Raw genomic sequence first — 20,441 nt, 5'->3', positions numbered from 1 at the left:
CCAAACCCGGATTCCGGTACTTGTCGGTTTCCCAACTGAAGGATGCTTATGGCACAGGGCATTTTCCCCGGCCGCTTCACTGCGGATACCGGGCGTGACACGGTGACAGTCTTCCTCGTTGGGATGCGGGCCAACAGGTGGTGGAAACTGGCTCGAGTGGCCAAGGTTGCGGCGGCAATGCCCACCATGATGCAGCACCTCGCCAAGAACCCGGACGCCGGTCTCCTCGGCAGCGAGCAGTGGTTCGGGCGGACCACTATCCTGCTCAGCTATTGGGAAAGCCCGGAGCATTTGAGGCGCTTCGCCGCGGACAAGGATTCGCCGCATCTGGGGCCCTGGCGGAAGTTCATGAAGGAGATCGCGGGCAGCGGCGATATTGGTGTGTGGCACGAGACGTACCAAGTGCCGGCGTCGGGTATTGAAGTGGTGTACAACGGCATGCCGCTCTTCGGGTTGGCCAAGGCCACCACCCATGTTCCGGTGGGGCCCGGGAGCAATACGGCCAAGCAGCGCATGGGCGGGACGCGGCCTTCAGCAGCCTAGGCGACCGCGACGGCAGCGGGCTGCTCTGCCTTCAGGGTTCTGCGGAGGTGGGGTGAAGCGTCGAGCTTGTCCTGAGCGGCGCGAAGCGCACCGACTGCGAACTCCAACTGTGCGGCGGGCAGGGTGAACGGAACGCGCACGTAATGCTCGAACGCGCCACCCACCCCAAAACGGGGTCCGGCCGCCAAGCGAACGCCAAAGTCGGGGGCGAGCACAGTCAGGGCAGTGCTGCATGGCGTGGGAAGTCGGCACCATACTGTGAGGCCGCCGCGTGGCCGTTCCACCTCCCACTCCGGTAAGTGCTCGGCAAGCAACCCCAGCAGCGATTCCCGGTTGTGCCGAAGCTCCTCGAGCCTGGCATCAAGCGGTTCGGCGAACGACCGAACCAAACGCGCCGCGGCCAGTTGTTCCACTACCGGCCCGCCAAGATCCATAACGGTCCTCGTGGAGACAAAACGGGCAATCAAGGCCTCGTCCGCCCGGATCCACCCGGTCCTCAACCCCGCCCAGTGCGACTTGCTGAGCGAACCGATGGAAACCACCGCGGGACTGAAGGATGACATCGGCGCGGTGCGGACGCCGTCGAGATTCAACCCGCGCAGCGTTTCATCCACTACCAACACGGTCCCGGAAGCGGCGGCCGCCCGTGTAAGGCGCCGGCGCTGCAGGTCCGACATGATGCGCCCCGTGGGGTTGTGGAAGTCCGGCACCAAGTAGGCCACGGCAGGGCGCTGCTGGTTCATGGTGGCCACCATGGCATCGATATCCCAGGCGGGCGAAGTACTCGACCGTAGTACAGGTAACGCGACCGGAAGCGGCTTGCAACCAGCGGCGCGGATGGCGTCCAGGGCGTTGGGGTACGTGGGGTGTTCCACCAGGACCCGGTCCTGCTTTCCGGCCAGTGTCCGCAGCACGATGTTGAGGGCGTGCTGCGCGCCGGAGGTAACAAGGATCTGGCCAGGGGTAGTTGGCACCCCCTCCGACGCGTACTTTTCTGCGATGGCTTCTCGGAGGGCGGGAACGCCCACGGCGTCATACCCGAACCCGGGCAGGAGCGCAGGCAACTCGGTCAGTGCGTCAGCGAAAGCCCGGTGCACTACCTCGCCGGCCGCCGGGAGCGACGCATAAGCCAGGTCCAGAAGGCCCTCGGGAACCGCGAGTCCGGGCGCGCTCGCTGGCGCGGTGCGGTGGGGGATGCACGTCCGCCCGCGACTGCCCTGTCCGGCGGTGAGGAAGCCCTGTTCGCGCAGGCTCGCATACGCGGCAGTGACGGTGGTGCGGCTGAGGCCGAGAGTCTGGGAGAGCGCCCGCTCGCTGGGAAGGGCGACGTCCAGCGGGATGCGGCCGTCCATCACCAGCAAACGCACGACGTCGGCCAGCTCGCGGTAGGCGGGCAGGGTGCCGGAATTCCAAGAGCCCAGGAGGCGGACGAGTGCTGTGGGGTTCAGTGATCCGGACATAAGACCAGTATTCCAAACTGGCTATGGAATACAAGGCCAGTTCTCTTGGATGATGTATTTCATGATGACCCGAAGAATCACTCAACTCCTGATCGGCCTTGCGATGTATGGCATGTCCTTGGCCATGTTCATCCGCGCCGGGCTTGGCTTGGACCCCTGGGATGTGTTCCACCAAGGCGTCTCCGAAAAGACCGGGTTCAGCATTGGTGTTGTGGTCATCGCAGTCAGCTTCCTGGTCCTTCTCCTGTGGATCCCGCTCCGGCAGATGCCAGGGATCGGAACCATTGCCAACGCGGTCCTCGTGGGACTCTTCGCCGATCTGGGGCTATGGCTCATCCCGGAGTTCACACATTTGGGCGGACAGATCGCCATGCTCGCCGGTGCTGTGATCCTCAACGGCATCGCCTCCGCCTGCTACATCGGTGCCCGCCTTGGCCCCGGTGCCCGTGATGGGCTGATGACTGGACTGGTCCGCCGAACCGGGTGGTCCGTGCGGCTGGTCCGCACCGGCATCGAAGTAGTTGTCCTCGCCGTGGGCTTCTTGCTGGGCGGTTCCGTCGGTGTTGGTACGGTGGTCTACGCCCTGGCCATCGGCCCAATCGTGCAGGTACTGCTTCCCAAGTTCATGGTTCCGGAACGTGCGAAAGCGACGGCCCCCACGGACGCCGTGGAGGCCGCTCCCGCTGCCTGACGTTTAGTCCTTGATGGCACCCATCGAGAGACCGGACTGCCAGTAGCGCTGAAGACTAAGGAAAGCGACGATCAACGGGATGATCATGAGTAGGGAACCGGTAATGACGAGGTTTTGAATCAACTCGCCGTTTCCTGCGGTGGACCCGAGTTTATTCCACTGATTGATGCCGATGGTGAGTGGATACCATGCCGGGTCTTTCAGCATGATGAGGGGCAGGAAGTAGTTGTTCCAGATGGACACAAAGGAAAACAACAACACCGTCACCGTGGCCGGGGCAAGCAGGGGGAATGCGATGCGCAGGAAGATGCGCAGTTCTCCTGCGCCATCGATCCGGGCCGCCTCGATCAAGCCGGTAGGCACGGCCTGATCGGAAAAGACCCACATGAGGTAAAGGCCGAACGGATTGATGAAGGATGGAATGAGCACGGCCCACGGGGTGTTGGTTATTCCCAGCTGGGCAAAGAGCAGGAATTGCGGAATGGCCAGTGCGATGCCGGGAACTGAGATGGAACCCAGCACGATCAAGAGAAACGCACGCCGGCCAACGAAGTCATGTTTGGCAAGTGCGTAGCCTCCCAGTGCCGCCAGGAACGTGGACACCACGGCGCCGATCACTACGTACAGAACCGTGTTTAGGAGCCAGCGCGAAAAGATTCCGTCCTGGAATGTGAAGACTTGGGCCACGTTGTCCCACAATGCGAAGTGGCCACCGAAACCGAGCCCGAAGGAAGAAACAAAGTCCTGCTGGGATTTTGTGGCGTTGATGACCAGCCAGAGCATGGGAACAATGCAGTAGAGCGCGAACAACCCGGTCACGATTGTTAGCGACAGGCTCTTCCTGGGGTTCGCCAAGGTGTACAGCTTGCGCGGGCGTTCCAGGGGAAGCCTCGGGGCCGGTTTGCCCGTGCTGGGTGCGGACATGGTGGGGCTACTTGTTGAAGGCATTCTTCATTCCCTTGATCTGAACTGCATAGGCAATGGCAATGGTGAAGACGGCCATGACTAAGGCAAGTGCCGCTGCATATCCCTGTTGGGAACCAGTGAAAGCAAGGCTGTAGGCGTACATGTTCGGTGTGTAGTAGGACGTTATTCCGCTGTTGGATACCAACGTGGTGAGAATGTTGGGTTCATTGAAGAGCTGGAAAGTTCCGATGATCGAGAAAATAATCGTGACGATGAGTGAGCTGCGCAATGCCGGGAGCTTGATATGCCGGACTATCTGGAACTCTGTGGCTCCGTCTATTGCTGCCGCCTCATAGAGTTCACGGGGTACGGCGCGGAGGGCTGCGTAGAAGATCAGCATGTTGTAGCCCGTGAAACCCCAGGTGACCATCACGCCGATGGAGATCATGGTGGTTTCCGGTGCGAATGGATTGAATGAGGTTCCGGCTGCCTTGTTAAGGCTTCCGATGAGTCCGTAACGGATGCCAAGCATGAATCCCCACATCAAAGTGGAGACGATCGCGGGAATGGCGTAGGGAAGGAACACTATGATGCGGAAAAACCTTGAACCGTGAAGCCGCAGGGAGTCGATGGCCAGTGCCAGGGCAATGGCGCTGAACAGCATGATGGGGACCTGGATGGCAGTGAAGAGCACCACCCGGATCACGCCATCGTAGAACTGGCTGTCTTGGAAAAGCTTGATGTAGTTGTCGAACCAAATGAAGACTTTTCCGCCGATCAATTTGTTCTGGAACATGCTGATGTAGGCCGAGTAGCCAATCGGAACAATGAAGACGAAGAGGAACAACACGCTAAAGGGTGCAATGAACGCCAGGCCGACGTTTCGGCGCTTTGGCTTTCGGAAGGTTTGGTGATCGGCTACAACGTCTGAAACCGATGTTCGTTGGGTGAGCAGCTGTCGGCTCATGGGGCCCTGCTTTCATGTTTCATCTGGTGTAACGGGGATGGGTCCGGTGCCGCGCGGTCATCGGCGCGCGGCACCGCAGACCCCTAACGGACCGAGAATCCTTGTTCGTTGCCGTACTCGATGCTGCGCTGCTTCCAGGTCTCCAGTACGTCTGCCAGCGTCCCTTGCCGGCTGTCATACAGGGGAGCGGATACGTCCTCATAACTTGTGCGTGCCCAGCCGAAAAACGGTGGGTACTGCCAGCCTGTTGCCACGTTCTTCGACGCATCCGCCAGGACTTGGTTGTACTTCTGGTCACCGAAGAAGGGGTTCGTGGCGCTTAGGAATTTCTCGTTATTGAGGTTTGACAGGTTCGGGACGAATGCCCCTGCATCAATCCGCGACTGGAGGCCGTCGCCATGTGTGAAGTATTCGAGGAAGGCGTACGCTGCTGCCTTGTTTTGCGCTGCTGCGGGAATCGCCATGGCGCTGCCACCGTTTTCCGCACCGGATGTTTCGCCGGCCTCCCACTGGGGGAGCGGCGCCACACGGAAGTTCCCGGCGGCCTGCGGTGCGCGTTCGGGAAGAGTCGAGGTGAACCAGCCGCCGATGAGCTGAGTGGCCAGGGTTCCTTCGTTCAGGCCGCGGTTCCAGTCATCGGACCAGTTGGTGATTTTCGTGTTGACGAGGTCCTCGTCGAGAAGTTTCTGCCAGAAAGCAACGGCGCGGCTGCTGCCTGCGTCTTTGAAGTCAATGGTGACGTCCGTGCCGTTGACTTTGAACGGACGGCCTCCGCCTTCCCACATCAGGGACATTAGCACGAAGATATCCGCAGAATCATTGGTGATGTAGTGGTCACCGCCCAGTGCCCGCACTTTCTTGGCGGCCTGATAGAACTCGTCCCACGTTGTCGGTGGCGCAGCGACCCCAGCCTGGGTAAGTACCGACTGGTTGTAGAACATTGCTGCGGGCCCATAGTCGGAAGGAAGTGCATAGGGCTTCCCATCGATCGTCACATTGCCCCAAGCCGCCTCTACGTAATCCTTCGCCAGGTCTTTGGCCCCAAACTCAGACAGGTCGCTGAGTTTCCCGGGGATGGCGAAAAGGGGGAGGGAGAAGTACTCGAACATGGCGATGTCCGGTACCCCTGATCCAGCCTGAATGGCATTATCCAGGGCTGTGTACTCGTCGGTGGATGAGCCCGCATTAACCACGTTGACGGTGATGTTGGGGTGGAGTTTTTCGAATCCCGGAACAGCTTCTTTGACCGTGCCGTCCCAACTCCAGACTGTGAGGGTAATGGGTTGGTCGGTGGGAACCCCGGCATTGGGCGAAGTGCTTTCTCCGCCCGCGCAGCCGGCCAGGGCCACAATTGAGGCAGCAATTGCTGCCGCGGCCCTAAGACGTTTCTTCGGCATTGCATACTCCTTCGTATCGGTGATCTTTGACCAGGAATCGCCAGTGCCGCCATGGTCGGTGGAATGTACAACGTTGTACCTATGGGCTAAACACGGGCAAGGCGGGCGACTTTGGGTAGTGTTCCGCCACCCTTGGCTGCCTCGAGGGCAGCACTCTTGATTTCGCAGGGAGATCACTGGGTGGGTACAACGTTGAACCTCATGCTAAAGCGGAGCACAATGGACCGTCAAGGAAATGGCGGAAAGTGCGTCGAGGCTATGATCTAGGCAGTGCCCCAGTCGGAGATGCTGCGGGGTGGGAAGGACGCGGATGAATGTGAATCCGACGATTCATGACGTCGCCCGGGCGGCAGGTGTCTCCATCAAGACGGTGTCGAACGTGCTCAACGACAACCCAAAGGTGGGACCCGAAACCCGGCTCAGGGTCAGGCGCCTCGTAGACGAAATGGGGTACCGGCCCAACCTCTCGGCCCGCGGACTCCGTTCAGGCAAGACAGGTGTGATCGGTCTCGCCGTTCCTTCCCTCCGCGAGATGTACTTTGCTGAGCTGGCGGACTCGGTGATCCGCGCCGCTGCCAAGAGAGGTCTGCGCGTGGTGATTGAGCAGACCAACGGGGACCGTGAACTGGAGATTGCCACGCTCTCAGGCGGGCAAATGCGGTTCATCGACGGGCTGCTTTTCAGTCCCGCCGCCATTGGCCAGCAGGACGTGGATGTCCTCACTACAGATGATCCCCTGGTCCTCCTCGGCGAACGGATTTTCGGTGGGCCAACGGACCACGTGACCATGCACAACACATCCTCGGCACGGGCAGCCGTGGAGCACCTGCTGGGTATTGGCCGGACCAAGATCGCGCTCATTGGAGCCCCGGAACAACCAGCTGACGAGGCGAGCTCGGCCAACCTGCGAGAGCGCGGTTACCGCCAGGCACTGGAACACTCCGGCATCGGGATTGATCCGCGGCTTGTGGTCAGGGGCGGGTCCTGGCGCCGGGAAACAGGGGTGGCCGCAATTCGACGGCTCCGTGCCAGCAACGTTGAGTTCGACGCGGTGTTCGCCCTCAACGACACCCTTGCATTGGGTGCTCTGCGTGCACTTGCCCAGGACGGCCTGCGGGTTCCTGACGACGTTGCCGTTATTGGGTTCGACAACCTTGATGAAGGCCGTTTTTCGTTGCCGTCCCTGACCAGCGTGGATCCCGGCAGGGACGAGATTGCCGAAACCGCGGTGGCTCTGCTCGTGAACCGGATTCAGGAAAAGGATGCGAGGGCGGCACCCAAAACCGTGAAATCCGGCTTCAGGATCGTCCAACGGGAGTCCACGGGATTTGGGGACGGGGATGGCGGGCGACTCCCAAGCGCTTGAGGAAGTGGCCGCGCCTGCGGCCTAGCGGCACGCCTCCAAATCCTCGCCGTAGCGCAACCAGTCCGGCAGGTCCTGGGCCAGCGCGTCGCGGATGGCGGGCGATCCAGCGCTCCGCCAGTCGACGTCGTCGTCGTTAATTTCGATCTCGTACTTGTTCCACTCAAACCAGTTGATCATCTTCAACTGCGGGTACTTCAGGTGGGTTTCGGCGGAGAAAACCTGGCGCCACCACGACTGCTTGACGTCCACTTCGAATGCACCGCCGCGGGCCGGGGTGAAGATGGCTGCCGTCTCCGGGATGGCCACCGGTTTGTTGTGGTCCACTCCGTACACCTGGTAGAAATCCGGGACGGAACTGTCATCGCCGGCCGTGCCGCTATAAGAGCCGGTCAGCATGGCCAGGAACTTGCCGGCCTCCGAGATGTCGTTGTTCCCCCAAGGCCGCTGGTTGCCCCAGTGGTAAAGCGAAACTCCCACCCAATCCACGGCGTCGTCCCCTGGATAGTAGGGCGCGTAAGTATCGTCGGCCATGGTGAGGGTGCCGTCATGGTCTGTGTCCAGTGCAGCAAAATCCGGAGTGGCCGGACGTGCCGCGAATCGGCCCCCCGTAAACGGGTAGCCGCCGCCATAGTTCGGTGCCCACATCATGGACGTGCCCGGCGCCCCGGCATGAATCGCAGCGGCCGCCTTGCGGAACACCTCCACGTAACGCAGCGGCTGCTGGCCCCAGGAATACCAGGAACCGTTCATCTCATGCGCAAAACGTACGACGACGGGCGTCCCCTGATCGTTGATGGCACGTAAGTCGGTGGCCAACTTGTCGATCGCTTCATCACTCATGGTCTCCAAGCCGCCATGCGGTTCCAGTGTCAGGAGCAGGACGCCACCGGTAGGACGGACTTGAGTAACGGCATTGGTGGTGTGCGCCCACGTTTCGTCGTCATAGGGGATATCCGAGAACTGCACCACCACCGCAGGATCATGGCCGAGGTTCTCGCGGTGCTCGGCCAACGTCTCCGAGTCCCAATCCAGGTTAACGCCCAGAAGCACGCCATCCTTGGGAATGAGGGTGAAGCATCTCCGGCCCTGCAAAGGGATAGGGCTTGGACTACCGGCACCACTTCCTTGGAAGCAAAACTTAACCCCGTGGCAGCCAGGGCAGTCACCATCAAGGGGATGAGCAGGCTGGCCCGCCGGCGTTTTCTGTTCGGGTGTCCCGTGAAAGTGGGAGGAGCCTGCGCCACGGTCAGCCCCACCGGAGGGAGCGACGGCGACGCCCGAGGAGGTTCCGCCAACTGGAGCGGGGCGCAAGTCCGCGTGGCCGCCCGAGTGCTGCGCCGCCGTCGACTGTCTTGGCGGTTTGGGTAGATACGGGCGATGTGACCCAGATGGGCCTGAAGACGGGTTCCCTCCAGGTCGTCGGAACTGCCGAAAAGGCGGAGATCGCCGCCCCGCGATCGGAGCAGGTGCAGTACCTCAAGCAGCCCTGCGACGCCTGACGCTCCCACTGATGTCACCTCAGCGACATCGAGCAAAACAAGGATGGGGCCGTCCGCGGCGGCTTTCGCGGATGCTTGGCGAGTAGCGAGGACGGTAGTCGCATTCAAGGTGCCGGTAATGGTCAGATCCACCGATTTCAACGCTGTGGAGGTGGTATTCGGGGCATGGGAAAGCATGGACATGGGGGTCGCTCCTTGCTGAGCGGGCCGGACTGGCAGGCGCGCGCAGCCGTCGCGGCGGTGGTTGGCCGGACCTGGCTGGCATTTAGGTGGCCGGGTCCGGCCGGTTCTTTGGGGTTTTGACTAGGGGGCCGGTTGGCACCGCGGACAGAAGTAGATGTCCCGTTCCTCTGTACCGTCCGGTCCTGCCAGAAGGCCGCGGCGGATGGTGGCGCCACAGCGCCTGCAGGGTTGACGTTCCCGGCCATACACCCAATACCCGGGACGCAGGGCGCGCGGCCCCAGGGTGGTCCGCCGCCCGGGGCCCAGATTTTCGCCGAGGAGGCGTTTGGCGTCCCTGACGGTCTTGGGAAGGTCAGGAACTTCTCCTACCGGCAGGGCAGGGTGAATGCCGGACAAATAGCACGACTCGCATCGGTAGATATTGCCGATGCCTGCGAGCTTCCGTTGGTCCAGCAGCGCAAATCCCACGGTGACGTCCGGTTCGGCACGAAGCCTGCGCAACGCTTCTTCCTCGTCCCAGTCGGGGCCGAGCAGGTCCGGCCCGAGGTGCCCGACGATCTTCTCTTCTTCAACCGTGGGCACCACCTCCAGGATGCCCAATGAGAACCCGACGGCGTCGGCCGAGTCCGTGCGGAGCACACACCGTGCCGTGTGACCGGGTTTCGTCCAGCGACCTCCTGGCGGGTAGATCATCCAGTTCCCTTCCATTTTGAGGTGGGAGTGGATGGTCAGGGAACGAGGTTTCCTACTGGCGCCGGGTTCCTCATCAACGGGTCCAGTCAGGCGCATGAGCAGGTGCTTGCCCCTGGGAACAACCTCGGTCATGGTCCAGCCCGCCAGATTCAGGGTGGCAAAGCGGGGCACACGGAAATCGGAGGCCTTGATGGTCTTTCCGGCCAACGCCTCGTTCAGCCGCGACGCAGCCCGCCAAATGGAATCGCCTTCAGGCACGGATCCGGAGTCCCTTCGGAGTGGAGTAGGCCCCCGCGGCCGCGAGGGCAACGGCGATCGGAGTTTCCAGGAGATCGTGGCCGTTGACCTTCTCCATGAAAAGTTTGTCCACGGCACCGCGGCGCACCACATCTACCAGTGCCTGTGCCGCAACGGTCAGCACTGCGTCGTCCTGGCTGAAGGTAAGCAGAGTCTTGCCGCCGCGTTCGACGTAAAGGACCAACGCGCCGTCGACCATCACCACCAACGCTCCGGCCTTACGCCCGGGACGGTGGCCGGAACCGGCGTCGACAGAAAGAGCAGGCCACGGAAGAGCAGCGCCGTAAGGGTTGGCGGGGTCAGTCGCGGCAAGGGCAAGCGCGGACGGTTCGGCTTTTGAGATGCGCGCATCCTCAGTGAAGGATCTAAGGCGGTCCACCGTAGCCGGGACGGCGAACTGGGCGGCTCCCAAATGCTCAATGAAGTAACCGCGGCGGCAACGGCCGGCCTCCTCCAAACGGGCCAGGACTTTGTACATGAGCCCGAATCCGCCGATGATGTTCTCTGCCATGACCGATCCGCGGGTGACCACGCCGTAGCGGTCCAGTAGAAGCTCAGCGGTGCCGCGGGCGTGGATAGTGGGGTCCAATTCCGGCGCGGGAAGCGCTGACCAGCGGCCCACGGCCGACGGCGGGGCAGGAGCAATGCCGCCTGTCACTGAGCCGTAACGACCACCCGTTAGCCCGGGAGAGCCCAACAACCCCGTCCCATGGGAACGGCCCAGCCTGCTCATGCGTGGGGCCCGGGCCCTCGGCGCCTTGGCTACTTGCCGGTGCGCGGTCTTCCCGCCGGCGATCATGGCCCTCACCGGAGCAAAAGTATCGCCTGTCACCCGGCCGGCCCAGACGAGGTCCCAGAGGGCAGAAACCACGGCGTCGTCGCTCAACACCGCATCCATACCGCCGGCCACGTCCGTGAGTTGCCGGAAGAAGTAGCCACCACCTGCACTGAAGTGTTCCAAGAGCCGCTGCTGGGCGTCGCCGGGTTCGAATTCGGGATCCGGGTTGAGCGTCAGCTCAGCGGAATCGGCCACATGGAGGCTGATCCAACCGTCGTTCCCCGGCAGAGACCCGGCCCCCGACCAGAGAAGTTCGCCGGCTGCCATGAGTTCGTCCAGCATGGCCGGTTTGTAGTCCGCCACCCTGCTCGCGAGCACCAGGGGTTCCCACGCGGATGCCGGGATGGGCACACCGGATAGTTGGTCCACTGCCGTGATGATGCCGTCCAGCCCCCGCAATGCCTGGCTTCGGGACTTACCCGGCGCAGTCACGTTCTGCCAAGCCGGCAGGAACCGACCGTAGGCGGCCGTGTCCACGGGCTCCACTTCGGCCCGCAGCGCAGCGAGCGAACGACGCCGCAGTTTCCGCAGAACCTCAGCGTCACACCACTCGCTGGACGGTGGAGCGTCTATGGTCATGAGCGCTGCGTCGGCTGCCTCCGAAGGCTGCTCGGCCACCGCGTGGGGGCGGAATTCGCCTTCCACCACGCGACCGTCGTCAGCGAGCCGTTTCAAGGCCGTGTTGACTACCGCGACGCCAAGCCCCAGCCTCGCCGCAGCCTCAGCGGCAGTGAAGGGGCCATGGGTTCGCGCGTACCGGGAAACAAGGTCGCCCAAAGGATCAGTGACAGGCTCAATGAAGGCCAGGGGCACACCCATGGGCAGCGGAACGCCGATTGCGTCGCGGAGACGTGCCGCGTCCTCAATGGCAGCAAAACGCTCGACGCCGCCGATGGTGACCTTCAGTGAGCGGTTGGCTTTCTGCAATGCCGCGAGGTGTGACCCTGCGTCCTCGGCACTGCCATGGGCGGCCGGCGGGGTCTCATCGAGGTGTTCCAGGCTCTCAGTTTGCTCAAGACCTTGGAGCCGCTCGGCTACTTCTTCAACGTTGAGCGGGCCCAGCAGCCGCAGGAGATCGGCCACGCCTTCCATGCCACGAACACGTCGGTCCGGTCTGAGGCGCTGCAGCTCCAATTCCGTTGAGTCGATGACCTCGGCATCCAGAAGTTCGCGCAGTTCCACGCGGCCCAGGAGTTCGTTGAGGAGCGTGGAGTCCAGGGCCAAGGCGGCAGCCCGGCGCTCCGCCAAGGGGGAATCGCCCTCGTAGAGGAATTGCGCCACGTACCCGAATAGCAGGGACTTCGCGAAAGGGGAGGGCTGCTGGGTGGTGGTCTCCACGATCCTCAGTTCCCGGCGCTCCACAGATGCCGCAATGTCTTTGAGCGCGGGAAGATCGTAAACATCCTGCAAGCATTCCCGCACTGTTTCGAGCACGATGGGGAACGAAGGATACTTCCGGGCGACATCCAGTAATTGGGCAGACCGTTGGCGTTGCTGCCACAAAGGCTGACGCTTGGCCGGATTCTGCCGGGGGAGAAGCAACGCACGGGCGGCGCACTCGCGGAACCGGGATGCGAACAGGGCGCTGCCGCCTACTTCAGCGGTGACGATTTGTTCGAGTTCCTCCGGGTCGAAGAGAAATAGCTCGGCGCCGGGTGGCTCATCTTCCATCATGGGCACCCGCAGCACAATTCCGTCGTCGGCTGCCATGGCCGATCCGTCCAAGCCGTAGCGCTGGTGCAGGCGCTGGCCCACAGCAAGTGCCCACGGGGCGTGAACAGGCATGCCGAACGGGCTGTGGAGGACTACGCGCCAATCGCCGAGTTCGTCGTGGAACCGTTCCACCACCAAGGTTCGGTCGCTGGGGACAATCTCCGTGGCTTCTTTCTGCTCCCTGAGGTACTGGATCAGGTTGCTTGCAGCGAAGGCGTCCAACCCGCTGGCCTGGCAGCGTTCCATGGCAGGGCCCTCATCCGCGGCCGACAGTTCCCGGATGAAGGCGCCCAGTGCACGGCCCAGATCCACGGGCCTGCCGAGGGAATCGCCTTTCCAGAAAGGAAGCTTGCCGGGTTGCCCAAATGCGGGGGAGACCAGCACGCGATCGTGGGTGATGTCCTCGATCTTCCAACTGGTGGCACCGAGTGCGAACACATCTCCCACCCGGGATTCGTAAACCATCTCTTCGTCGAGTTCGCCAACGCGGCGTCCTCCCTTGGCAGCACGGGCGGAAGCAGTGGGCTCGGATCCGTCTGTGTTTCCGGGGGAGGCTGACCCTTCGACTTCCGTGCCGATGATGTACACGCCAAACAGGCCCCGGTCAGGGATGGTTCCACCAGAGGTCACTGCCAAGCGCTGCGCACCGGGCCTGCCTTCGATGGTTCCTGCGTGCCGGTCCCAGATGATGCGGGGCCGCAGTTCGGCAAATTCGTCCGAAGGGTATCTGCCGGCCAGGAGGTCCAGGGTGGCCTCGAACGCTGAGCGGGGCAGGCTCGCAAACGGCGCTGAACGACGGACAGTGCTGAACCAGTCCTCAACATCAATGCTGCCCAAGGCCGTGGCGGCCACTGTTTGCTGGGCCAGAATGTCCAGTGGGTTGGCCGGGATGCTCAATCGCTCAATCTGCCCACTGAGCATGCGCTCAACGGTGACGCTGGTGTGGAGGAGGTCAGCCCGGTGCTTGGGGAACAGGACACCCTCGGAGATCTCGCCAACTTGGTGTCCGGCACGTCCAACGCGCTGCAGACCACTGGCTACAGACGGGGGCGATTCCACTTGGACCACCAGGTCCACCGCGCCCATATCGATGCCCAGTTCCAGGGACGATGTTGCAACCACACAGCGGAGCCTGCCGGACTTGAGGTCGTCCTCGATCATGGCCCGCTGATCCTTGGACACTGAGCCGTGGTGTGCACGCGCCAGCACAGGATCAGCGCCGGTAGTGCTTCCGGCCTGAGCCATCATGTGGGCGGGAGTGGCCGTGGAGACAGGGACCCCGATGTTCGCTTCAGGGGCCGCGTCAGGAGCGGCCCACTCGCTACCGCCCACCGCCATCAACTGGCGTTCGGCGTAGATCTCGTTGAGCCGGGCGGTGAGGCGTTCCGCCAGCCGACGGGAATTGGCGAAGACAATAGTTGACTGCTTGGACAGGACCAGATCCACGATCTGCTCCTCTACATGCGGCCAGATGGATGCCTGGGGCTGCAGACCGGACGCCGGCCCCGAGTCGAATGCGCCGGCAGCACCCTGCAGGTCAGACATATCTTCCACAGGGACCGTGACCGTGAGGTTCCAGTTCTTCTTGGATGGCGGAGCCACAATTTCCACCGGAGCCTGGCCAGCCAGGAATTGGGCCACCAGCTCGCGCGGCTGGACCGTGGCCGAGAGACCGATCCGCTGGGCGGGTTTGGGAAGCAGCGCATCCAACCGCTCAAGGGATACGGCCAAGTGTGCGCCACGCTTGGTGCCGGCCACAGCATGCACTTCATCGATGATGATGGTGTCCACTTCGCTGAGCGTTTCCCGGGCGCGGGACGTCAGCATGAGGAACAGGGATTCCGGAGTAGTGATGAGGATATCCGGCGGGTTGGTCAACAGCGTGCGGCGATCGGCCGCCGTCGTATCTCCTGAACGGACGCCGACGGTCACCAGTGGTGCGGGGAGCCCTAAACGTTTGGCAGTTTGGGTGATGCCGATCAGGGGTGCGCGGAGGTTTCGCTCCACATCCACGCCCAGTGCCTTCAGTGGCGAAATATAGAGGACGCGCGTCTTGGTTTTGGGGCGCTTGGCCCGGCCCTTGCCGTTGGCCGGGACACTTTCAAGACCCGGCAGCGTGTCACTGGGCGTGGAATGGAGGCGATCGAGGGCCCACAGGAAAGCAGCAAGGGTTTTGCCGGAACCTGTAGGAGCCACCACCAAGGCATGGGAGCCTGAGGAGATCGCGTTCCACGCGCCATCCTGCGCGGGTGTGGGCTCGGAAAAAGCGCCGAGGAACCATTCCCTGGTTGCCCGGCTGAAACGGCTGATAGCGCCATCCGACGCCTGCGGCTCCTGCATCCCTCCATCATGCCCCACGGCTCCGACAGAATAAGCCGGAGCCGTGGGAAGACGGTCAGACTGCCTGGAAAGCCGTGATGGTCAGAAGCTTGATGCCGGCGTTGCTGCAGGCATCGTGCGGCTCCGGGATGAACAGTGACGCCGTGTCATTCGGCGGGTAGATCCGGAAACCGGCTGCAGGGGTCTTAGTGCAGTCGCCGTAGTTGCCGGCCTGCGTGTAGCGGATTTCGGCCCACGCCGACTTCCCTGGGGCCAGTTCGATTTTGGTCACCGGGGTTGTGGTTTCGCGCGTGGCTGGTTCACCGATCGGTTCACCGTTGGCGTCGGCAGTCAGGGAGACTCCCGCGAAGCCCTCCAGGATGCAAGGGGTGCTGCCGGAGTTGGTCAGGATCAACTTCTCATAGATGCTTCCGGCCGCACCGCCACCGGTCGCGTCGGTTGCCGCGGTGAGGGATGCCGCCTTGCACAGCGCGGGTGCTGCGGGTGCAGCGGAGGTTGCTGTCGCCGAGGGGGATGGCGACGTCGTGGCTGTTGGAGAAGGCGGGTTCGACGTCGCTGAGGCCGAGGGTGACGAGGCCGACGGCGTCGAGGAGGTTGGCGGGGCACTGCTGGTTCCCGACGGGCTGGGGCTTGGCCCACAAGCAGCAAGAAGCAGCAGCGCAGCGGCTGCCGTCGTCGTCACAAGACCGGTTTTGATGCGCTGAGTCCACATGGGCACCAGCCTTGCCCCGGCCCTGATCCGAGTCAATTCAGCCACGGCCATGAGTGCGGATTGGCGCCCGGATTGTGATCTTCCGGGCGCCAATCCGGCGTCAACTACTTATTGTCTGCTTTGGCCACTGCCGGTTTGGCGGAGCGGCTGCGGAAGAACGCAGCGCCGCCCAGCCCCAAGCCAGCGATGCCTGCGATCAGACCCGCCCAGCTACGCGCCTGCGAGCCGTCGTCGGTCACAGCGGAGGCTTGTTCGGTGGACTCAGCAGCCGCGGCGTGGTGGTCTCCCGCGGCGTCCGCCGGGGTGATGGCGATCGCCGGTGCGGGTGACTTCAAGTCATCCTCGCTCTGGCCGTCCTTGGGGATCTCGATCCAATCCGTCTTGCCCGTTTCGCAGGTCTGGAAAGTGGGGAAGTAGATGGTCTTGCCGGCGGCATCGGGCAACTTCACCGAGAGAACCAAGGCATCGCGCATGTGAGGGTCCAGTGGGGCCTTTGCGGTGTACACGATCTGGCTGGTGCGCTTGGTGATGGATGTGCCATCTTCCAGCTTCTTGGGCTCGGCGAGATTCTCCGTCACCTTCTCCACGGTCCAGTTCGGGTTCACGGTGGGGGTCGCGTCGGTCAGTTCCTCGGGGAGGCTGATGGCAACCTTGGTGGTTCCGGACGTGCCGCAACCGTGAGGAACGCTGAACGTCAACAGTGCGTAGGAGTTTGCTGCAGTCTTGTTCGGGTCGACGCCAACGTGAGCCGATGCACCTGCGATACCGGCCATCATCAGGGCGGCTGTTCCACCAGCGACAGCGGTAGCAGAAAGAGTGCGGCGAATGAGGGATTTCATGGGAAGTGCCTTTCGGGAGCGCCGGATTTTGCGGCGCGGGGTAGGGGTTTGAGGCCCGTCACCATGCAAAGGCTGTGCTGTTGCAGCGCGCGATTTCTTGCGCGCGGAAGGTGCCGGGCGGAACTAAGGAAGTACGACGACGGCGGGCGGTCCGCGGCGCCTGTCTTGCCTAAGGTTCCGCCAGGGGCGGGGGATAAAGACGTCAGGCGCGCCCGCCGCGACAGGCGAGGCGCCGGCGTCGGGCCTGAACACCAAGGTGGGCAGGGTGAGCAGTGGCCGAAGCCAGGCGGCCAGTTGCCACAAAGCAGCTTCGCCCTTGGCCAGGACCACCGCAGTAGCAACGGTGGCAATGACGTGGCCCACGAACATCATGATGCCGAAGGCTGTGCCGAGCTCGTGGGTATGCGTAGCCGCGATGTCCAGCCCGGAGCTTAAGGGTTCAGCGGCGAGGTGGTGCCTTGTTTCCTGAACACTGGCCGATATAGGGCCCAAGGCTGTGAAAGCTTCGTGAAGCGCCAGCTGTCCCGCGCCCAGGATCCCGGCCATGGTGACAAGATTCAGCTTGAACCTGGTGGCGAGCGTGGCAGCCAGGGCCGTCAGCGCGACGAGCGCCAGGAGTACCGGTGTTGTGGGAAGTTCTCCGCCGCCCACAAGGTGGGCCGCTGCGGCGAGAAGAACCACCACAATCGAGATGGCGCCCGACCGCAACGCATGAAAGGGTGCCCGGGTCTGCGATGTGCGCACGGGTCCTCCCTCATCTGTGGCTGCTGATTGATCGGCGTCTTGATTCTATCGGGAGTTCGGTGCCAGGCAGGACCCGGATGGGTCCGTATGTGGATAGTTCGGCTTACCCCTTCAAGGACCGGACAAACGTTGGCTTCGGCGGCGCCGGGATGTTTGTGGCGGATCCGGACCGTCGACGCCGGAGCTCAAGTTTCAGGCTCTCCTCACCGCGTGCCATGGCCCAGTGATGATTGGCAGAGAACGCCGGTTTGAGGAGCCAACTCAGGCGGCGAAGCAAAGGCTTGGCTGCACTGACCCGCCAGTCGTAGGTGATGACCACTTCGGGTCCGTCAGGCTCAAAGGTCCAGCGGCCCGTGCCGTTGAGATCCCCTTTGGCCGTGAGCGCGAAGCCGTCCAAGGTTACGGGTTCTGTGACTGTTAGCTGCCACTTGAGCGTGTAGGGGAGCCAGCCTTTGGTGTGCAGGCCGAAGCTTGCACCCACGCCATCCGGGCCACCTTGGGCTATTGGCGTCACAGTGAGGTAGACGGAGGGCCACCATTGCCTGAGGGCGCCTGCGTCGCCGAGGATATCCAGCACTTCCTGACGTGCGCCCGCCACGCGCCACACAGTGACGAACGCGTAGTCGGTGCTTTTGCCTGCCTTGTTAGTGGTCCCGGCCATTGTTGCCTCCGCGGTCAGTGCGGTTCCGAGGGTGTCTTAACGGATCTTGGGGTGTCTTACGGCATCCGGGCTCAATCTACGCCTAGCTTCGCCGAAGGGTTAGATCTCGCGCCTTTCAAGCCTCGAAAGTGCCGAGATCCCGCCCCTCGACGCGCTACATGCCGGTTTTCAACAGATCGTTCATATCGAAGAGAGCTGTAAGTGGGACCGCTGTGTCCGTCAGGGGTGCCCCCGGACCCCCACCGCAGTTTTCAATGCGTTGGGAGTAGCGCTCCTGCTCGCTTTCCCGGACCAAGATCTTCGAGGCAGTGCCACCTGCGCAGCCAGGTTTAGGAGTCTTAATGTCTTTGGTCCTCTCCGGCAGGCTGCGAACGAGGTCCATCACCCGGGTCCACGTCTCCGCAGGCATGGCCGCAGTTTCCTGACGAAGGACGTCGCCGTAAGAATCCACTGTGATGGTGGCTTCAGTGTTTGAGGCCTTAATTACGTAGCTTCGGTGGTACTGAGGCGGAACGGAACTGTCCCTAAAGGTGTATTCCACCGACGTTTTCGCAGGGTCCACTTCAAGCGGGGCGGGGGCGGAGCAGCCCACGGTCAGTCCAACTGAAACAGCAGTGATGGCAAATATTGTGATGCGGCGACGCATACATTCCCCCTTCGTATCCGAGTATAGATTCCGACGCCTCACGTCGAGGGGTTGGATTTCGGCACTATGGGCCTCCCAAAGTGCCGAGATGTCGCCCCTCGACGTGCGGCGTCGATGGGCCACCGCGGCGGAGACCATAGGAAGTTGTGCTTTTCCGCTCAGGGAGTGTTGCACGTATCCGTTGAAATTGCCTTCGCCGCGAGTTCCAGAGGGCTCAAACGCAGAGCGAGCTCACGCAATTGGCGGGGCCTGAAGGGTTTGATCAGGTACGCCTTGGCTCCTGAGGCAATGCCGTGAAGTTCATCATCCCGTTCAGCGAACGCCGTGATCATGAGGATCGGCGCGTGGGACATGGCAGCAATCAGGCGTGCGGCCTCCCTGCCGTCCATGTCGGGAAGGCCCAGATCCAGGGTGATCAGCGATGGCTTCAGCCGATCGACGGCGATGATCCCTTCGGTTCCTGATTCCACGGCGTGTACCTCGAAGCCTGCATCAGTGAGTATCAGATCGATGAGATCACGAATGTCGGCATCGTCTTCGATAACAACGCAAACTCTCTGTGAACTCACGGGACCCCCTCTGGGAACAGCATACGGCGGATCAGCTGCCACGAGGGGTTGGTCTTGCGGCTTTGGGCCTCTCAAAGCGCCGGGATCCCGCCTTTCGATGAGCATGCAAAAGGCACTGCTTCCCTTATAAACAAAGGGAAGCAGTGCCTTTCTCATTGGCGGTGACGGTGGGATTTGAACCCACGTTGGCTTTTACACCAAACAACATTTCGAGTGTTGCACCTTCGGCCGCTCGGACACGTCACCAACTGAAATAGGGTACCGGAGTTGAGCCCGGTTCCCCAAAACGAGGCCCCGCAAGCAAGCGAACGGAACAAGCAAAATACTGCCAACTTCCGTCCGCAGCGCGCCAGCGATAGATTCATAAGCACCATGACTATCTCGCACGAACATGAACACGAAGCCCGGGCCTACTGGGTCACCGAGACCGGCGCCGGCGAGCTGCGCTCCGAGACGATCCCCAAGCCGGAAGACGGAGAAGCCCTGGTCAGGACGCTCTACTCAGGCGTCAGCCGCGGCACTGAGCGTGTAGTTCACGAAGGCCGCGTCCCGGAACGAGTGGCCGACCTCATGCAGGCCCCGCACCAGGAAGGCGACTTCCCTGGCCCGGTGAAGTACGGCTACCTGAACGTCGGCATTGTGGAAGAAGGCCCGGACGAATGGCGGGGGAAAACTGTCTTCAGCCTCCACCCCCACCAGGACTTCTACGTGATGCCCACGAGCCAGCTCACCTCAATCCCACAAGGTGTCCCAGCACGCCGCGCTGTCCTCACGGGCATCGTTGAGGTGGCCATCAATGCGCTGTGGGAAGCCGGGCCGCGGCTGGGTGACCGTGTCGCCGTCGTCGGTGGTGGCCTGGTGGGCGGCGTCCTGGCGACGCTCCTGCGGAAGTATCCGCTCGGTCGCCTGCAGTTGGTGGATGCTGATCCGGAGAAGCGAAAGCTGGCGGACACCATCAACGTCGACTTCGCACTCCCCGAAGAAGCCCAGGACAACAACGACATCGTCTTCCACTGCTCCGCGTCCAACGAAGGCCTCAAGCTGAGCCTCCAACTGGCCGGCGACGACTCTGACGTTATTGAACTTTCCTGGTTCGCCGACAAGGAAGTCACCCTGCCGCTCGGCGAGGACTTCCATGCCCGCAGGCTCAACATCCGATCCAGCCAGGTGGGCGCCGTCGCCCTCCCCAGAAGGCATCGGCGTACTAATGCCCAGCGCCTGCAGGAAGCGGCGAACCAACTCAAAGACCCGCTCTTCGACACCTTCCTCACCAGCGAATGCCAGTTCCAGAACCTGCCCAACACCCTCACGAAAATGTTTGAACGGCCCGGCGGTTTCTGCCACGTGGTCGCCTACCCCCACCCGGAGGATTAATAC

The 20,441-nt window shown here is 62.5% G+C and carries 17 protein-coding genes, 1 tRNA gene and 1 pseudogene; 4 read left to right on the top strand and 15 right to left on the bottom strand.

Annotation, left to right across the window (positions count from 1 at the left end):
* Positions 1-48: 48 nt before the first annotated feature.
* Positions 49-543 (top strand): DUF4188 domain-containing protein, encoded by a 495-nt coding sequence (locus tag J7I86_RS02820; protein ID WP_214815311.1) that lies wholly within the window; start codon positions 49-51, stop codon positions 541-543.
* On the opposite strand, the gene J7I86_RS02815 is transcribed toward J7I86_RS02820, so the two are convergent.
* Entirely contained in the window at positions 540-2,003 is a 1,464-nt protein-coding gene (locus tag J7I86_RS02815; protein ID WP_214815309.1) for a PLP-dependent aminotransferase family protein, read from the bottom strand. The genes J7I86_RS02820 and J7I86_RS02815 overlap by 4 nt on opposite strands.
* A 61-nt stretch (positions 2,004-2,064) precedes the next feature.
* On the opposite strand from J7I86_RS02815, the gene J7I86_RS02810 reads away from it, so the two are divergent.
* On the top strand, positions 2,065-2,694 hold the full coding sequence (locus tag J7I86_RS02810; RefSeq protein WP_214815307.1) for a YitT family protein: 630 nt from the start codon (positions 2,065-2,067) through the stop codon (positions 2,692-2,694).
* A gap of 3 nt (positions 2,695-2,697) precedes the next feature.
* Here the strand turns inward: J7I86_RS02810 and J7I86_RS02805 are convergent, their stop codons facing one another.
* The 3 genes from J7I86_RS02805 to J7I86_RS02795 all read right to left on the bottom strand — a co-directional run bounded on the left by J7I86_RS02805 (position 2,698) and on the right by J7I86_RS02795 (position 5,964).
* Positions 2,698-3,642: a carbohydrate ABC transporter permease gene (locus J7I86_RS02805; RefSeq protein WP_286179240.1), complete on the bottom strand. Its 945-nt coding sequence runs from the start codon at positions 3,640-3,642 to the stop codon at positions 2,698-2,700.
* A complete protein-coding gene (locus J7I86_RS02800; protein WP_214815306.1) occupies positions 3,626-4,567 on the bottom strand; it encodes a carbohydrate ABC transporter permease in 942 nt (313 codons plus the stop codon). Before J7I86_RS02800 ends, J7I86_RS02805 begins: the two co-directional genes overlap by 17 nt.
* Positions 4,568-4,650: 83 nt before the next feature.
* Positions 4,651-5,964: an ABC transporter substrate-binding protein gene (locus tag J7I86_RS02795; RefSeq protein WP_214815303.1), complete on the bottom strand. Its 1,314-nt coding sequence runs from the start codon at positions 5,962-5,964 to the stop codon at positions 4,651-4,653.
* Positions 5,965-6,274: 310 nt separating this feature from the next.
* Here J7I86_RS02795 and J7I86_RS02790 point away from each other — a divergent pair, with 310 nt between their 5' ends.
* Positions 6,275-7,330 carry a LacI family DNA-binding transcriptional regulator gene (locus J7I86_RS02790; RefSeq protein ID WP_214815301.1) on the top strand — a complete coding sequence of 352 codons (1,056 nt, stop codon included), beginning with the start codon at positions 6,275-6,277 and terminating at the stop codon, positions 7,328-7,330.
* A 21-nt stretch (positions 7,331-7,351) separates the two neighbouring features.
* On the opposite strand, the gene J7I86_RS02785 is transcribed toward J7I86_RS02790, so the two are convergent.
* The 11 genes and pseudogenes from J7I86_RS02785 to J7I86_RS02735 form a co-directional block, all read right to left on the bottom strand.
* Positions 7,352-8,380, bottom strand: coding sequence for a glycosyl hydrolase (locus tag J7I86_RS02785; RefSeq protein ID WP_309476649.1), 1,029 nt, complete (start codon positions 8,378-8,380; stop codon positions 7,352-7,354).
* Positions 8,381-8,739: 359 nt separating this feature from the next.
* Positions 8,740-9,006, bottom strand: a pseudogene (locus J7I86_RS22595) (STAS domain-containing protein); the annotation flags it as partial.
* Between the two features lie 126 nt (positions 9,007-9,132).
* Positions 9,133-9,963, bottom strand: coding sequence for a DNA-formamidopyrimidine glycosylase family protein (locus tag J7I86_RS02775; protein ID WP_214815299.1), 831 nt, complete (start codon positions 9,961-9,963; stop codon positions 9,133-9,135).
* Positions 9,956-14,893, bottom strand: a complete 4,938-nt coding sequence (locus J7I86_RS02770) for an ATP-dependent helicase (protein WP_214815297.1) — start codon at positions 14,891-14,893, stop codon at positions 9,956-9,958. The genes J7I86_RS02775 and J7I86_RS02770 overlap by 8 nt, the downstream gene beginning before the upstream one ends.
* Before the next feature lie 55 nt (positions 14,894-14,948).
* Positions 14,949-15,605, bottom strand: a complete 657-nt coding sequence (locus J7I86_RS02765) for a DUF4232 domain-containing protein (protein WP_214816799.1) — start codon at positions 15,603-15,605, stop codon at positions 14,949-14,951.
* Between the two features lie 104 nt (positions 15,606-15,709).
* Positions 15,710-16,444, bottom strand: coding sequence for a YcnI family protein (locus J7I86_RS02760; protein ID WP_214815295.1), 735 nt, complete (start codon positions 16,442-16,444; stop codon positions 15,710-15,712).
* 123 nt (positions 16,445-16,567) lie between these two features.
* Positions 16,568-17,188 carry a hypothetical protein gene (locus J7I86_RS02755; protein ID WP_214815293.1) on the bottom strand — a complete coding sequence of 207 codons (621 nt, stop codon included), beginning with the start codon at positions 17,186-17,188 and terminating at the stop codon, positions 16,568-16,570.
* Positions 17,189-17,291: 103 nt separating this feature from the next.
* Positions 17,292-17,849, bottom strand: a complete 558-nt coding sequence (locus J7I86_RS02750; protein WP_214815291.1) for an SRPBCC family protein — start codon at positions 17,847-17,849, stop codon at positions 17,292-17,294.
* A 154-nt stretch (positions 17,850-18,003) separates the two neighbouring features.
* Complete coding sequence (locus J7I86_RS02745) at positions 18,004-18,495, bottom strand: hypothetical protein (protein WP_214815289.1); 492 nt, start codon at positions 18,493-18,495, stop codon at positions 18,004-18,006.
* A 158-nt stretch (positions 18,496-18,653) separates the two neighbouring features.
* Positions 18,654-19,064 (bottom strand): response regulator transcription factor, encoded by a 411-nt coding sequence (locus tag J7I86_RS02740; RefSeq protein WP_214815287.1) that lies wholly within the window; start codon positions 19,062-19,064, stop codon positions 18,654-18,656.
* Positions 19,065-19,220: 156 nt separating this feature from the next.
* A tRNA-Ser gene (locus tag J7I86_RS02735) sits at positions 19,221-19,310 on the bottom strand.
* 126 nt (positions 19,311-19,436) lie between these two features.
* Here J7I86_RS02735 and J7I86_RS02730 point away from each other — a divergent pair.
* Positions 19,437-20,438: a zinc-binding alcohol dehydrogenase gene (locus tag J7I86_RS02730; protein WP_214815285.1), complete on the top strand. Its 1,002-nt coding sequence runs from the start codon at positions 19,437-19,439 to the stop codon at positions 20,436-20,438.
* Positions 20,439-20,441: the final 3 nt, after the last annotated feature.

Source organism: Arthrobacter sp. ISL-95 (genome assembly GCF_018613695.1).
Classification (GTDB): domain Bacteria; phylum Actinomycetota; class Actinomycetes; order Actinomycetales; family Micrococcaceae; genus Arthrobacter.
The sequence above is the reverse complement of the archived record's forward strand: the minus strand, read 5'-3'. Positions and strand labels throughout refer to the sequence as shown.